Origin of the sequence: Geobacillus sp. WSUCF1, from assembly GCF_000422025.1 — a bacterium.
In the GTDB taxonomy this organism is placed as follows: domain Bacteria; phylum Bacillota; class Bacilli; order Bacillales; family Anoxybacillaceae; genus Geobacillus; species Geobacillus zalihae.
The window spans coordinates 38,180-52,986 of the sequence record NZ_ATCO01000060.1; the positions used below are offsets into that span (position 1 = coordinate 38,180).

13 protein-coding genes and 1 riboswitch are annotated in these 14,807 nt (G+C 51.8%); of the genes, 11 read left to right on the forward strand and 2 right to left on the reverse strand.

The genetic code is table 11. The annotated features are described in order from the left end of the window. Positions 1-75 precede the first annotated feature (75 nt). Positions 76-1,404, forward strand: coding sequence for a S8 family serine peptidase (locus I656_RS09480; RefSeq protein WP_020754717.1), 1,329 nt, complete (start codon positions 76-78; stop codon positions 1,402-1,404). Between the two features lie 17 nt (positions 1,405-1,421). Here the strand turns inward: I656_RS09480 and I656_RS09475 are convergent, their stop codons facing one another. Further along, on the reverse strand, positions 1,422-3,377 hold the full coding sequence (locus I656_RS09475; protein WP_014194666.1) for an LTA synthase family protein: 1,956 nt from the start codon (positions 3,375-3,377) through the stop codon (positions 1,422-1,424). Positions 3,378-3,827: 450 nt separating this feature from the next. On the opposite strand from I656_RS09475, the gene I656_RS09470 reads away from it, so the two are divergent. The 8 genes from I656_RS09470 to I656_RS09445 all read left to right on the forward strand — a co-directional run bounded on the left by I656_RS09470 (position 3,828) and on the right by I656_RS09445 (position 11,902). Further along, entirely contained in the window at positions 3,828-5,165 is a 1,338-nt protein-coding gene (locus I656_RS09470; protein ID WP_014194669.1) for a TrkH family potassium uptake protein, read from the forward strand. 150 nt (positions 5,166-5,315) lie between these two features. Next, positions 5,316-5,455, forward strand: a riboswitch (cyclic di-AMP (ydaO/yuaA leader). A gap of 100 nt (positions 5,456-5,555) precedes the next feature. Further along, positions 5,556-7,391: an APC family permease gene (locus tag I656_RS09465; RefSeq protein WP_020754720.1), complete on the forward strand. Its 1,836-nt coding sequence runs from the start codon at positions 5,556-5,558 to the stop codon at positions 7,389-7,391. Positions 7,392-7,496: 105 nt separating this feature from the next. Further along, positions 7,497-8,135 (forward strand): sporulation membrane protein YtaF, encoded by a 639-nt coding sequence (gene ytaF, locus I656_RS0115305; RefSeq protein ID WP_011229724.1) that lies wholly within the window; start codon positions 7,497-7,499, stop codon positions 8,133-8,135. Between the two features lie 67 nt (positions 8,136-8,202). Continuing rightward, positions 8,203-9,186 (forward strand): sporulation protein, encoded by a 984-nt coding sequence (locus tag I656_RS09460; protein ID WP_014194671.1) that lies wholly within the window; start codon positions 8,203-8,205, stop codon positions 9,184-9,186. Then, positions 9,149-9,325, forward strand: coding sequence for a hypothetical protein (locus I656_RS18610; RefSeq protein ID WP_155824518.1), 177 nt, complete (start codon positions 9,149-9,151; stop codon positions 9,323-9,325). The genes I656_RS09460 and I656_RS18610 overlap by 38 nt, the downstream gene beginning before the upstream one ends. Further along, positions 9,318-9,821: a spore coat protein gene (locus I656_RS09455; protein WP_020754724.1), complete on the forward strand. Its 504-nt coding sequence runs from the start codon at positions 9,318-9,320 to the stop codon at positions 9,819-9,821. The genes I656_RS18610 and I656_RS09455 overlap by 8 nt, the downstream gene beginning before the upstream one ends. A gap of 153 nt (positions 9,822-9,974) precedes the next feature. After that, on the forward strand, positions 9,975-10,916 hold the full coding sequence (locus I656_RS09450; protein WP_020754725.1) for an ROK family protein: 942 nt from the start codon (positions 9,975-9,977) through the stop codon (positions 10,914-10,916). Positions 10,917-11,080: 164 nt separating this feature from the next. Continuing rightward, positions 11,081-11,902 (forward strand): undecaprenyl-diphosphate phosphatase, encoded by an 822-nt coding sequence (locus tag I656_RS09445; protein ID WP_033005334.1) that lies wholly within the window; start codon positions 11,081-11,083, stop codon positions 11,900-11,902. A gap of 302 nt (positions 11,903-12,204) precedes the next feature. On the opposite strand, the gene I656_RS09440 is transcribed toward I656_RS09445, so the two are convergent. Beyond that, positions 12,205-13,305 carry an undecaprenyldiphospho-muramoylpentapeptide beta-N-acetylglucosaminyltransferase gene (locus I656_RS09440; RefSeq protein ID WP_033005342.1) on the reverse strand — a complete coding sequence of 367 codons (1,101 nt, stop codon included), beginning with the start codon at positions 13,303-13,305 and terminating at the stop codon, positions 12,205-12,207. 248 nt (positions 13,306-13,553) lie between these two features. Here I656_RS09440 and I656_RS09435 point away from each other — a divergent pair, with 248 nt between their 5' ends. Beyond that, positions 13,554-14,282, forward strand: coding sequence for a polysaccharide deacetylase family protein (locus tag I656_RS09435; RefSeq protein WP_033005337.1), 729 nt, complete (start codon positions 13,554-13,556; stop codon positions 14,280-14,282). Positions 14,283-14,292: 10 nt separating this feature from the next. Then, positions 14,293-14,807: DedA family protein (locus I656_RS09430; RefSeq protein WP_020754730.1), on the forward strand; the 515-nt coding region annotated here is incomplete at its 3' end.

Below are 14,807 nucleotides of genomic sequence, written 5' to 3' on the forward strand. Positions count from 1 at the left end.
TAGTGGAAAGGCCGCCTCCTCCTTTGTCCAGCCGTCATATGAGTATAGCGAGAAACAAAGGAAGGGGGAAAAGACATGTTTGGCTATTCAATAGTGCAGTTAGCCCGCCGGCACGCGGGGCGGCTGGACCGTCCTCTCCGCCATGCGCTTGTCAATATGTACAAGCCGATGACACGCATGCCGTGCATTTTCCATCGTTGGGTGGAGCGATGGCTGAGGAAATGGCGGACGCTTTCCGTCTTGATTGAAGTCGAAAATGCTGAAGGGATGGAGGCAGTGGCCAAGGCGGAACGCGATCATTTCCGTATGAAAGTACGCCACCATTTTCGCCATGTTCCCTTCTACAGCGCACGGGTGACGCCGGCGGCGCTTGAGCAACTGCTTGAACATCCAAAAGTGAAGAAAGTGTATTTTAACCGTACGGTGAAAGCGTTATTAAACAACGCAGTGCCGTCGGCCAATGCGAAACGCGTGGCGGTCAACGGGACGGAGTTGAGTGGAAAGGGAGTGACGATCGCTATTGTCGACACGGGGATTTACCCGCACCCGGACTTGGAGGGGAGGATTGCTGCCTTTGTAGATTTCGTCAATGGGCGTACGACGCCATATGATGACAACGGACACGGTACGCACTGCGCTGGTGATGCCGCTGGGAACGGGCGCATGTCCGATGGGCTGTATGCTGGACCGGCGTACGAGGCAAACCTTATCGGCGTTAAGGTGCTCGACCGTTCAGGAAGCGGGACGCTGGAAACGATCATGCGCGGCATTGAATGGTGCATCGATTACAATGAAAGACATCCATCGAAACGAATCGATATTATTTCCTTATCGCTTGGAGGGGAGCCGCAGCCGTTTCCGATAGAAAATGATGATCCGCTCGTGCAAGTCGCGGAGCGGGCGTGGGAGCAGGGCATTGTCGTCTGTGCGGCGGCAGGGAATGAAGGGCCGAATTATGGGACGATTTCAAGCCCGGGCATTAGCGACCGCATCATTACCGTCGGTGCTCTTGACGATCATGATACGGCGGCAACGCGCGCCGACGATGAGGTGGCGTCGTTTTCGAGCCGAGGGCCGACCGAGTATGGGGTGACAAAACCGGATCTCGTCGTTCCCGGGGTCAACATTATATCGCTTCGCGCCCCGCGTTCATTTCTTGACAAGATGAATAAGCAAAGCCGGGTCGGTGACCATTATATATCGATGTCCGGTACATCGATGGCGACGCCGATTTGCGCCGGCATTGTCGCGTTGATGCTTCAGGCCAAACCAAATGCAACGCCGGATGAAATCAAGCAGGCGTTAAAAGACGGCGCCGATTTGTGGAAAGGGCGCGACCCGAACGTATATGGGGCGGGTTACGTGAATGCGAAGCGGGCCATTGAGCAACTGCTGCAGCGCTAGAAAAAAGAGGGAGGCGATCATTGATCGCTTCCCTCTTCACGGTTATTGTAATCATATTTTGACGGATCGACCGGCTTGAAGCCTTTCGGTGTATAGAACCGGAGCAAATCGCCGTAAACAACCTTATCCGACAGGTCGAGCTTCGTGCGGATGATTTGTTCGAGACGTTGAATCTCCGGCGTTTCTTCAAGCGGCTCGCCCGTTTTCGTATCATAGTACTTGCCGTTGACCGCTGTCACGGTTGGCGTTACGAAGTCACCGTTGCGGAACGGGATGATTTCTTGATGGTCCGGCGACAACAAGTCCGTTCCGAAGTGGACGTAATTTTTCGTGTCGATGCCAAGCAAATGCAGCAAAGTCGGCAACAAATCGATTTGGCCGCCAAACTCGTGAATGACGCCGCCTTTTATGCCCGGCACGTGGATGAACAGCGGCACCCGCTGCAATTGCGCATGTTCATACGGCGTAATTTCTTTTCCTAAAATTTGCGCCATGGCTTTGTTATGATTTTCCGAAATGCCGTAATGGTCGCCGTACAAAATGATGACCGAGCGGTCGTACAGACCGGATTTTTTCAAGTAATCAAAGAACTCTTTGACGGCCTCATCCAAGTAGCGGGCCGTTTGGAAGTAACGGTCGACCGAGTCGTCTCCCGTCGTTGCCGGCGGGATTGTGGCATCTTCCTCGCTGATCGGGTACGGGAAGTGGTTCGACAGTGTAATAAATTTCACATAGAACGGCTCTTTCAACGTTTCCAACAGCGGGATCGACTCCCGGAAGAACGGTTTGTCTTTCAACCCGTAGTTCAAGACGTCCTCGTCGTTCATATCATAGTAGCTGGCGTCAAAGAAATGATCGAACCCGAACGATTTGTAAATTTCATCGCGGTTCCAGAACGATTTGTAGTTGCCGTGGAAAACCGCGCTTGTGTAACCGTATTGGCGCAAAATGGCAGGAGCCGCATGGTACGTATTTTGCCCTTTCGTCGTGAAGACAGCCCCTTGCGGCAGGCCATAGAGCGAGTTTTCGAGCATAAACTCTGCGTCCGATGTTTTCCCTTGACCCGTTTGATGGAAGAAGTTATCGAAATAGAATGTGTTCGGATCGCGGGTGAGCGAGTTTAAGAACGGGGTGACTTCTTCACCGTTCAACTTATAGTTAATCACAAAGTTTTGCAGCGACTCTAAATGAATGTAAATGACGTTTTTCCCTTTCGCCACGCCGAAATATTTCGGGTTCGGTTTGGCATACGTCGCCTGCACATAGTTCAGCACAGTCGTGATGTCGCTTTTGTTTGCGAACGCCCGCTGCGTCGATGATTTCATGCTTTGGAATGCATCGTAAATCAAATAGTTGTACACGCCTAAATATTTGACGATATAGTTACGGTCGAACGTTCTTGTCAAGAGCTGCGGGCGGTCGGTCTCAGCGAGCGCCAAGTTGATGCTGAACATCAGAATGGCCGAAGCGAAAATGGCGCCTTTTTTGAATCGGCCGGCCTGCACTTCCGGGAGCGAGAATCGCTTCGAGAAAACGATCACCGCCAAAATGATCGTATCCAAGAAATAGAACACGTCATACCAGCGGAGCAACTCCCAAATGCTTCTGCCGAGATCGCCGAAGTTTTTCGTTTGCGTCAACGTCGGGAATGTAATAAAATCGCTGAAAAAACGATAATAAACGATATTGGCGTATAGAATGAACGATAAAACGAAATTAATAATAATGAGCCATTTGTACACACGCGTTTCCTTGGCCAACAGCGCCAACCCAAGGAAGAATACCGCCGAGCTGATCGGGTTGATGAACAATAAAAACTCCTGCATGGAGTTGCTGATGCCAAGGTTAAATTCCGCTAAATAGGCGGCGTACGTCTTCAACCAAAATAAGAGCACGGCAAAAATAAAAAAGCCAATGTATTGGTTAGGGAGAGAACGACATTTTTTCAACCATTTTTCCCAAATTGCCTTCACGTCCTCTTCTCCTCCTTTGCCTCGTATTCTTAACGATGCTTCTATGTTTATATCAACAGCCGTTGCCCACAGCAACAAACGTTTTATTCTTACATGATTTTACATCGGAACGTCTCCATGTCAAGTAGCATAATACGTCTGTTGCCAAAAGTCAATGGAATGTTTTTATGGGACTGGTGCAAGCCCCCTTCCGCGCTTCAATGCCTGTGTGGTCCCAGTCGGACTGCCATTTGCCATTCATATAGACGAACGGAGACGGAAAAGGTTTCAATGCATCCACATTCTTGAAGTCGGTGGCCATGCCCTTTATCCATTTTATTATGCAGAAAGAATGTTATGATGAAAATGGTTTAGAGTACCCGAACAAGCTTGTTTTTGGTATATTTTTTCTATGCATCATCCACAACTATAAAGAGGCGATTATGTGAGCGAGGGGGAAGGGATGGGGCTTTGAATACGAACCGTAAATTTTTCGATCCGCCGAAAGTATTAGTGTCCGGCTTTGCCTTGATTATTTTGGTTGGAGCTTTCTTGTTGATGCTGCCGACGGCGACCGTTGACGGAAAAGGACTTCCGTTTTTAGACGCCTTGTTTACGGCGACATCTGCTACGTGCGTGACCGGACTTGTTGTGGTTGATACGGGGACGACGTTCACGTTGTTCGGCCAGCTGGTCATTTTAGCGCTGATCCAAGTGGGCGGGCTTGGATTTATGACATTTGCTACGTTGTTTGCCTTTTTGCTCGGCAAGCGGATTTCCTTGAAAGAGCGGTTGTTGCTGCAAGAGGCGCTCAATCAGCTGAGCATCGAAGGGATTGTTCGGCTCGTGAAACGCATTCTCGTTTTTACCGTCGTCATTGAGGGCATCGGCGGATTGCTGTTGGCGATTCGTTTCTCGTTCGATATGCCGTTTTGGAAAGCCGTGTACTTTGGGTTCTTTCATGCGATTTCCAACTTTAACAACGCCGGCTTTGACTTGATGGGCGAGTTTCGCAGTTTGACCGGCTATGTGGAAGATCCGGTCGTGAGCCTTGTCGTGCCGATTTTAATTATACTGGGCGGCATCGGATTTATTGTCATGAATGAAGTGTATGAGTACCGGCAAACACGGCGGCTGTCTCTTCATACGAAGGTGGTGGTGATCACGACGGCATGGCTGGTGTTGGCCAGCATGGCGCTGATATTGCTGCTGGAGTGGAACAATCCGAAGACGATGGGGCCGCTGTCGCTCTCAGGCAAGTTTTTGTCCGCGTTTTACCAAGCGGTCACTCCGAGAACGGCGGGCTCGAATACGCTTAACATCCCGGATTTGACGCAACCGACGCTGTTTTTGATCGTGTTTCTCATGTTTGTCGGCGCTTCCCCGGGTTCGACGGGCGGAGGAATCAAAACAACGACCTTTACGACGTTGCTCGGCGCGGTTTGGTCGCAAATCCGCGGGAAAGAGGATGTCATTTTATTTCGGAAACGGATCGTGTACGATACGGTGTACAAGTCGCTGACCGTGACAATGAGCGGGCTGTTTATCGTCATGTTTGTGACGATGGTGCTGACGATCACCGAGCGCGGAAAAGACTTTCTCATGATTTTATTCGAAGCGACGTCGGCGTTTGGAACCGTCGGGCTGTCGATGGGACTGACTCCGGAGTTGTCTCCGCTCGGAAAGGTGATCATTGCCTTGACGATGTTTGCCGGCCGCGTCGGCCCGTTGACGATCGCGTACGCGGTCACGCTGCGCCGTCAGCCCGATCCGTTCCGCTATCCGAAAGGGAAAATGATGATTGGATGAGTGAAAAACAGAAAAATGTCGGGAGCGTGAGCGAAGGGGAAATAATAAAGAAAAAATAAGCCCAAAAGCCTAAAAACTCGCTGTTTTCCTCCTTTTTCAAGGTTGGCGGAGGGACAAGAAAAGGGGTAACATATGGAAGCAACAATCACTTGATTCGATGCGCTGAATCCGGCATGGAGCGGGGGACCCAATCGTTGCAACGCTCGTTGCTAGGGGTGAATCCGAAAGGACGGGCATCTCTCCAAGCCCGAACCCGACAGCTAACCTCGCAAGCGCTTTGGGGAGGGACGAGTATGGCTTTAGAACATTTGTAGCCGTTGAGTGCGTCCTCAGCGGTTTTTTCTTTTGAATCGATGAGTCAACTCTTATGCTTTTGGGAGGAACGGAAGCATGGCTTCGTTAAAACGTTTGTTGATTGGGAAACCGATGGAAACGAAACGGTTGAAGCATGAAAAATTACCCAAATGGAAGGCATTGGCCGTTTTTTCTTCCGATGCCCTGTCATCGGTGGCTTACGCGACGGAAGAAATTCTGCTTGTGCTTGCTTTATTAGGGACAAGCGTCTTTTTCTATTCGCTGCCGATCGCGGTGGCGATTTTAGTACTGCTGTTGTTAGTAACGTTGTCGTATCGGCAAATCATTTATGCGTTTCCATCTGGCGGCGGAGCGTATGTCGTTGCCCGCGACCACTTGGGGACGAAAATTAGTTTAGTGGCCGGGGCGGCGCTCATGATCGATTATATTTTGACGGTCGCTGTCAGCATCAGTTCCGGCGTCGCCGCGCTGACATCGGCGTTTCCGGGGTTGCTGCCGTGGAAAGTGGAGCTCGCTGTCGCCCTTGTCTTGTTTTTGATGGTGCTCAATTTGCGTGGCATTACCGAATCCGCAACAGTTTTCGCCTACCCGACGTATGTGTTCATTGGCTTCGTTCTCGTGATGATCGCTGTCGGCGGGTGGCAGTTGTGGCATGAAGGATGGCATGGGTTTACGATGCATGAGCATGCTTCCTCAGCTCACATGTTTGCGTCCGGTTACAGTTTGTTTATTTTGCTGCGCGCCTTTTCGTCGGGATGTTCGGCGATGACCGGGGTCGAAGCCATCAGCAACGGCGTGCCGGCGTTCCGGCCGGACAGTTCAAAAAACGCTGCCATTACGATGGGATGGATGTCCGCATTGCTTGGCGTGATGTTTTTAGGCATCACCGTGTTGGCGGCGGGATTCGGCGTTACTCCGACCGAGCATCAAACGGTCATTTCGCAAATCGGGCGTCATGTATTTGGGAATGGTCTTGTGTTTTACTTGTTTCAGCTGGCCACGATGGTCATTTTAGTGCTCGCGGCGAATACGAGTTTTGCCGGATTTCCGCAGCTGACGTCGATTATGGCGAAGGACGGTTTTTTGCCGAGAAGCTTGGCGGCCCGGGGCGATCGCCTCGTGTTTTCCAATGGCATCATGTTGTTGAGCGTGCTGGCGATCGTATTGATCATCGCGTTTCATGCCAAAACTCATTCGCTCATCCCGCTTTATGCGGTTGGCGTCTTTCTTTCCTTTACCATCGGTCAGAGCGGGTTGATTAAAAAATTATGGAAACGGGAAGAAGGACGGAAGTTCGGCGTGCTGCTCACCGTCGGAACGGGAGCGGTGGTCACCGGGATCGTCACGCTCGTCACGATGGTCGCTAAATTTACGCAAGGAGCGTGGATCGTTATCGTGGCGATTCCGTTGTTTGTCTGGATGTTCATCCGAATTCACGAGCATTACAAAAAACTTGGCGAGCAATTGCGGCTTGACGAACGGGAGTGGCAACAGCGCGAGAAACTGTTGAAACCAAAAGTCATTATTCCCATTTCCGGCGTCAGCAAAGTGGTCGCCCAATCCGTTCAGTACGCTCGCAGCATTTCCGACGACATTACGGCACTGTCGATTACTTTCGACGAAAAAGACGAACAAAAGCTGCGGCAAAAGTGGGAGAAGTTTTATCCGGACATTCCGTTGAAAGTCATCTATTCACCGTACCGAACCATTTTGTCGCCATTGTTAGAATACATCACGAAAGCGGAAAAAGAAGCAGACCGCGCGCCGGTGACGGTGCTCTTGCCGCAATTTATCGTGAAAAAATGGTGGCATACATTTTTGCATAACCAAACAGCCATCATCTTGCGCTTTTTCTTGATCATGAAAAAAGATGTTGTCATTGCGACGCTGCCGTATCATTTGCGGGAATAATGTCGAGAAAAGGGGAAACATTTCCCCGGAAATCGATGCGTGTCGAATGGCAAGAAAGTCCCCTCTCCGTACGGAATTGCATATTGTACGGCAGGGGGGATTCATATGTGGTTATGGGTGTCCATGATTTTGCTCGCTTTCAGCGTGAGCATGGACAGCTTGAGCGTAGGCATTACGTATGGAATGGGTGGTGTCCGTTTTTCCTGCTTTTCGTTGGCGCTTATTGCATGCATGTCTGGAATGATGGTGTTTGTGTCCATGAACATCGGCCGTCTGTTGGCGCTTGTTTTGCCGTTGCAAGTCGAGAGAGGGCTTGCTTCAGTCATTCTCATGGCGCTTGGCGGTTGGGCGATTTATAACGTCTATAAGCCAAAGGGAGACGGAAGCGATTCCTCTATGGAATGTGATGGAACAGGGGAGGCTAACCGATTCAGCGGCGCTGTTCAAGTATTGAAACGGCCTGAACTTGGGGATCTTGATCGTTCAGGCACGATCAGCCAAAAAGAAGCGTTGTTGATCGGGATCGCTTTGTCGATGGATTCATTTGGCGCCGGGATCAGTTCGTCGCTTTTGCATTTCCCGCCGCTTTCGTTTTCCCTGTTGGTTGGCGTATTTACTCTCATGTTCATCCGAGTCGGCTTATCGTTGGGGTACATGGTGTCGAAAACGGGAATCATGAAAAAGGCGACAATGCTGCCTGGGGTTGTGTTGATTGTCCTAGGGTTGATCAAATTATTTCGGTGACACCATTTTGGCGGCTCGTTCGTAATTCAAATGTGAAAATAGGTTGATGAAAAAGGAGAGAGGTCCGATGTGGAAAAAGTTTTTATCGAAATTCGGCATTGGCGCTGCCAAAGTGGATCTCGTGCTGCATCGCCCTCATGTGCGCCTTGGTGAAACGTTGGAAGGGGAATTTTTGCTGGAAGGTGGTTCGGTCGCCCAACACATTCGGAACCTAGATGTCGTATTGCAATTGGAGGTGCACGCGGAAGGAAAGGCATATCGCCGAACCGCAGCGGTGATCCCGGTCGCTTCCTCGTTTACGATTCAGCCCGGTGAGCGGAAAGTGCTCCCGTTTTCGTACGCACTGCCGCTCCATTTGCCGATCAGCCGCCCAACGGTCCGTTATACGTTCGTCACCCGGCTCGATATTGCCGATGGGGCGGATGCATATGACCAAGACGCCATTCACATTTTGCCGCCGACGGCCTTGGAGCAAGTGTTTTCCGCTTTGGCCGCCCTGGGATTCCGGGAGAAAGCGACATCCGGAAGCATTACGCCGCATGGCCAGGAATTTTCGTTCTTCCCGACGAGCGAATTTCAAGGGATCGTCCAAGAAGTCGAGTTTTTTGCCCTTGTCGAGGGAGAAGGGGTGCGTTTGTATATGGAGATCGACGTCCGCCACGGCTTTGGCGGGGAACGCGAAATGAAACGGGAGCTGTTGATCACTCACGAACAGCTTCGCGATTCGGCGACGGCAGCCCGTCTGCTTCGGGAAGCCATCGAAGAGGCGGTGTGGGCGGCCGGGGCGTTCGGCCAGCTGAGCGGGCATCCGTTGGCAACGCCGCATTCGCCTATTTATAGCCATCCAGTTGGCCATTATCCACCCGTCCATCATTCGCATCATGGCGGACATGGGTGGGCTGGCGCCATTGGAGGATTTGCGGCCGGGATGTTGGCGGGAATGGTGGCGGAAGAGTTGCTTGACGATGTGATCGATGATGTCGCTGACGGGTTGGACGTGGATGATTGGTTTGATGGCGGCGATGGATTTGATGGCGGGGATTGGCTGTAATGATGATATGGAAGGTGCTTCGCATTTCGCGAAGCGCTTTTTTGCTGATGCGGATGTCTTGTACAACGGTGACCGTTTCTCCTTAGTGGGCATATACAATAAATGGAAAAATAAAACAAGGAGGAAACAAAATGAATGATACGTACGGTCATCGCCATTTGGCTTGGCATGAAACGTTGGAGTTGCATGAACTGATCGCTTTTCAAGCAAACGGGCTCATAAAAATGAAAAAGGCGGTCGGCAAAATCGACTGTCCTGAATTAAAAGGATTGTACCTTGAGACGATTCGAGGGCTGGAAACGAATTTGCGCGAGCTGCTTGCCTTCATTCCGGCGGCACCTATGATGGAAGAAAGCCGCGACCATGATGATGGCGACCGCGCCTTGCACGCTGGCGACTTGCTTGGCTTTTCAAAAACGGCAGTGCGCAATTATGCTGCTGCCATTACCGAGGCGGCGACGCCGGTGCTGCGCAAAACGTTTGTCAAACATCTGCTTAAAGCCATTGACACGCACGAAAAAGCGTTCAACTATATGTATGAACGAAGTGATTATCCAGCGTACGATCTCGTCCAGCTCCTTCACAACGATGTTCGCAATGCGCAAAAGGCGTTGTCAATGGGATATGAACGATGATGATGGCGAGCCGCCCCCGCCTAACGGGGCGGCCTCTTTCCTTGCAGCGGGGAGGAGCGGATGGACCGACGGCGAATACATAAAAGCGGAGAAACAGCTAAGCCTAATGGAGCTAGAAGAGAGGAAAGATAAAAAACGAAGGAGGCGTCATCGGTGCGTTACTATATCGTTTTTGATATTGGCGGCACATATGTCAAACATGCCGTCATGAACGAGCATGGCGACTTTTTCGAAAAGGGGCGTTACCGTTCGGAGCGGCATGACTTTCATCAATTTCGCGATGACTTGCTTAACGTCGTCCGCCAGGCGCAGGCCAACTATCCACTTTCCGGCATTGCGATCAGTTCCGCAGGAAGCGTGGATAGCGACATCGGCGTCATCGGCGGAAGCAGCGCCTTGCCTTGTATTCACGGTCCCAACTTTAAAGACGTATTCGGCGGGGCGACGGGCCTGCCGGTGGAGATGGAAAATGACGCGAATTGCGCGGCGCTCGGTGAATTATGGAAAGGGGCGGGACGGGGCTGCCGCGACATCGCCTTTGTCATTGTCGGCACCGGCATTGGAGGGGCGATCGTGAAAGACGGACGCATCCATAAAGGGGCGCATTTGCACGGCGGGGAATTTGGCTATATGTTGATGGATGTCCGCTATGAGAACGGAAGGATCGAATGCAAAACATGGAGTGAACTGGCGGCGACAAGCGCGTTGATCCGGATGGCGGCTGAGGAAAAGGGGATGCCGGAGAGGGAGCTGGACGGAGAAAAAGTATTTGCGTTGGCAAAGGGCGGCGATGAAGCCGCGCAAAAGGCGATCGATCGATTTTACTTCTCCTTGGCGCAAGGCATTTTTAATTTGCAGTATGCGTACGATCCGGAAAAAATCATTGTCGGCGGGGGCATTAGCAGCCGTTCTGATTTCATCAGTGAAATCAACAAGCGGCTTTCTGCGCTGCTGTCGGTTGTTTCGATCGCGAAAGTCCGCCCCGTTGTGGAGGCGTGCCGCTTCAAAAACGATGCGAACTTGCTCGGCGCTTTGTACCACTACCTAGAACGGCGCGGGGAGCTGGGGGCAGGCCTATTTCCGCCCGCTGACTGATGACTGACGCTCTTCCCGGCATCACACCCATCCAAAAACGTGCGGGTAGTAGAAACGAATGATTTGTAGTACAATAGAGCAGGCACGGCCGAAGCAGGGTGTTATTTCGCCCGCCCGGCCCATATGTATAAAAAGGACGACCCCGCGCAGAAAGGATGGAACGAATGCACTGGATCGAGCTGTTGAAGGCGGTTATTTTAGGGATGGTCGAGGGGCTGACCGAGTTTGCCCCTGTGTCTTCGACCGGGCATATGATCATTGTGGACGATCTTTGGTTGAAATCGACCGAGTTTTTAGGCAAGTACGCGGCGAATACGTTTAAAGTCGTTATCCAGCTCGGCTCGATTTTGGCCGCTGTTGTGGTGTTTAAAGACCGATTTCTCGATTTGCTTGGTTTCCGCGGCCGCCATCCGGGCGGACATCCGCGGCTGACGCTTCTTCACGTCATCGTCGGCCTGCTTCCAGCCGGGGTGCTCGGCGTCTTGTTTGAAGATTACATCGATGAACATTTGTTTTCGACAAAAACGGTGCTGATCGGCCTTGTGCTCGGCGCGTTGCTTATGATCGCCGCCGACAAATTCGCCAAAAAAGCCGCGCGGACGCAGACGGTCGACCAAATTACGTACAAGCAGGCGTTTTTTGTTGGTTTGATGCAATGTTTATCCTTGTGGCCCGGCTTTTCCCGCTCCGGCTCGACGATTTCTGGCGGGGTGCTTGTCGGCATGAGCCATCGCGCCGCCGCCGATTTCACGTTCATTATGGCTGTTCCGATCATGGCTGGGGCGAGCGGGCTGTCGCTGTTGAAAAACTGGCAATACGTCACCACCGCCGATATTCCGTTTTTCATCGCCGGCTTTTTGAGCGCCTTTGTCTTCGCCTTGCTCGCGATTCGCTTTTTCCTTGAGCTCATCAACCGCATCCGCCTCGTGCCGTTTGCCGTGTATCGGATCGTGCTGGCCATTGTCATTTATTTCTTATACTTCTAGTCGTGCCGCCTGGCGGGGTTGTTCCGCCGGGCGGTTTTCTGGTTGGGGGAAGGAAATGGCAAACGAAAAAATTTGAATAAAAATAACCCGTAGTGCTAGCTGAGTGCTAAGACTGAGCCAGCATCACAATTCCAGTACAACATCAAGAAGATATCGATCTCTTGTGCGACCATGTGTTCCGTATCAACCGTTATCGGCTTGAGCCGGTGTAAAGGAGAGAAGGCTCGTTGTGTGGTGATGAAAACAAAACGAGGCGATGCCGAAAAACGGCCGTGGTTGGCCGCATCGGGCATCGCCTGTTTTTACCGGCGGGCGGTGTCTTGAATGATTGCAAGCAACGTTTGCAGCGGATCGCTTGCGCCGGCTTTCTCCATGTTTTTTCGGTAGCGGTCTTTGTTTTCGTATAGGCGGTGAATGGCGGCTTGCAGCGATTCGTTCGTCAAGTCCTCTTCCATCAGCACTTCCGCATAGCCGGCTTTTTCAAACGAACGGGCGTTAAGGATTTGGTCGCCGCGGCTTGCCGCTTTCGAGAGCGGGATGAGCAGCATCGGCTTGCGCAAGGAGAGCAGTTCGAAAATGGCGTTCGCCCCGGCGCGGGAGACGACGATGTCGGCTAAGGCGAGTAAGTGGGGCAGCTCTTCGTTGACGTATTCGAACTGTTTGTATCCTTTTTGGCCTGCGAGGCTTCGGTCGATGTTCCCTTTGCCGCAAATGTGGATGATGTCAAATTCGGCAAGAAGCGTCGATAGGTTGGCGCGCAAGGCGTCGTTAATTTTTTTCGAGCCTAAGCTGCCGCCCATCGCCAGCAAGACCGGTTTTTTTCCGTCGAACTGGCACATCTTCCTCCCTTGTTCGGCGTTGCCATCCTTCAACTCTTCGCGGACGACGGCGCCCACGTAGACAGCTTTATCGGCATTGACGTATTGCTTCGTTTCCGGGAAGGTGAGGCAGATTTTTGTCGCAAACGGCATGGCGATTTTGTTTGCAAGCCCGGGGGTTAAGTCAGATTCATGGATCACCGACGGCACACCGTTCAGCCAAGCGCCGAGAATGACGGGAACGGAGACGAATCCGCCTTTTGAGAAGACGACGTCCGGTTTTTCTTTTTGGATCAGGCGGTACGCCTGCCAAACGCCTTTCAGCACGTTGAATGGATCTTTAAAGTTTTTCCAGTCAAAATAGCGGCGCAGTTTTCCAGTCGAAACCGAATAGTACGGGACGCCGTCGATGCGGCCGATGATCTCCCGTTCAATCCCTTGATGAGATCCGATGTAAACGATATCCCATCCCAGCTCTTTCAATTTCGGGATGAGGGCGACGTTGACCATCACGTGGCCGGCTGTGCCGCCGCCGGTTAAGATGATTTTTTTTTCGCAATGCGGATCACCTGTCTTTTTTTTAATCGCTCGTGTATCGTTATGTATTATAGCAGATTCCACCTAGCTTCGGGAGGAAACCAAGCGGTGGCGTTTTTCGTATAGTAAGAAAACTGGACGGTCTGCATGAAATTTTCATGATTTTCTTTTCGATTTCTCATTTGTTTGTTATATGATAAAACACCTACATCGTGATGATCTCGAATATAGAAAATTCATTTTTCTATTTTCAGAGAGAAGAAATATTGGTAAAGTACAATCAAGAGGTGAATGCCATGTGGGCTTGGTTGTTCGTTTGTTTCATTGTGGGAATTGCCATTTATGGGATTGTACCGACGATCATCATTCGCAAAAAGCGGGTGCGTTTGTTTCGGGAGGGAACGGCATCCGATTGTCTGGCGCTGACGTTTGATGATGGCCCCGACCCGTATTATACGCCAAAGTTGCTTGATTTATTAAAGAAATATGGCGTGAAGGCGACGTTTTTCGTTGTCGGCCGCAAAGTCGAGCGCTATCCGGATATTGTGCGGCGGATGGCCGAAGAAGGCCATGAAATTGGGATTCATAATTACCGCCACATCAGCAATTGGCTGTTGCCGCCGCTTTGGTTGGATTGGGGGGTGCGCCGCGCCGCTAAGGCGATTGAGCGGGCGACGGGCCAACGCCCGGTGTATTACCGCCCGCCGTGGGGGCATTTTAACGCTTGGACGCCGATCGTGCAAAAGCGGTATACAACGGTGCTATGGTCGCATATTCTTGGCGATTGGAACGAAAAAATTGGTACAATGGAATTGTTCCACCGCTTGCGTTCGTCCATCCGCGGCGGGGCGGTGATTGTGCTTCATGACAATGGGGATGCGTTAGGTGCTGACAAACGCGCGCCAGAGCAAATGTTGTCAGCGCTCGAGCTGCTGTTTAAGGATGAAGCAGCGAAAAAGATGCGTTGGGTGACGATTACGGAACTGCGAAATGTGCAAACTAATACACAAATCTCGGCGATGTAGCGGGGGAGCTATGGATACAAGCGTATGGTTGCCGTATGTCCAGTCATATGGATATGTGATGCTGTTTTTCTTTTTGTTTTGCGGCATTGTCGGCATTCCGGCGCCGGAGGAAAGCTTGCTCTTTTTGGTCGGCGTGATGGTGGCCAAGGAGCAGTTGCTGCTTGGACCGTCGCTCGCTTCATGCTGGGGCGGGGCGATGGCCGGCATGGTGACGGCATACGGCGCCGGCCGGTGGTGGGGGGCGCCGTTTGTGCAAAAGTACGGCAAGTGCGTCGGAATTACGGCTGAACGTTGGGAGCGGGCTCGCCGCTGGTTTGGCCGCTATGGCAAATGGGGGATTTTGTTCGGCTGCTATGCTCCCGGGGTGCGGCAAATTTGCCCGTATATGGCGGGAGTGAGCCGGTTTCCGTTCGGGCCGTTTTTGTTGCTGTCGGCGCTTGGAACGGCAGGTTGGGCCGTTCCGTTGACCGCGGCGGGGCTTTGGCTCGGCCAGCGCATCCATATCCCCCTGATTTCTTTTCCGCT

What these genes read in the sequence shown, in the direction of transcription:
- I656_RS09480 (WP_020754717.1), top strand. Translation starts at nt 76, where the DNA reads ATGTTTGGCTATTCAATAGTGCAGTTAGCCCGCCGGCACGCGGGGCGG.
- I656_RS09465 (WP_020754720.1), top strand. Translation starts at nt 5,556, where the DNA reads ATGGCTTCGTTAAAACGTTTGTTGATTGGGAAACCGATGGAAACGAAA.
- ytaF (WP_011229724.1), top strand. Translation starts at nt 7,497, where the DNA reads ATGTGGTTATGGGTGTCCATGATTTTGCTCGCTTTCAGCGTGAGCATG.
- I656_RS09460 (WP_014194671.1), top strand. Translation starts at nt 8,203, where the DNA reads ATGTGGAAAAAGTTTTTATCGAAATTCGGCATTGGCGCTGCCAAAGTG.
- I656_RS18610 (WP_155824518.1), top strand. Translation starts at nt 9,149, where the DNA reads ATGGCGGCGATGGATTTGATGGCGGGGATTGGCTGTAATGATGATATG.
- I656_RS09455 (WP_020754724.1), top strand. Translation starts at nt 9,318, where the DNA reads ATGAATGATACGTACGGTCATCGCCATTTGGCTTGGCATGAAACGTTG.
- I656_RS09445 (WP_033005334.1), top strand. Translation starts at nt 11,081, where the DNA reads ATGCACTGGATCGAGCTGTTGAAGGCGGTTATTTTAGGGATGGTCGAG.
- I656_RS09435 (WP_033005337.1), top strand. Translation starts at nt 13,554, where the DNA reads ATGTGGGCTTGGTTGTTCGTTTGTTTCATTGTGGGAATTGCCATTTAT.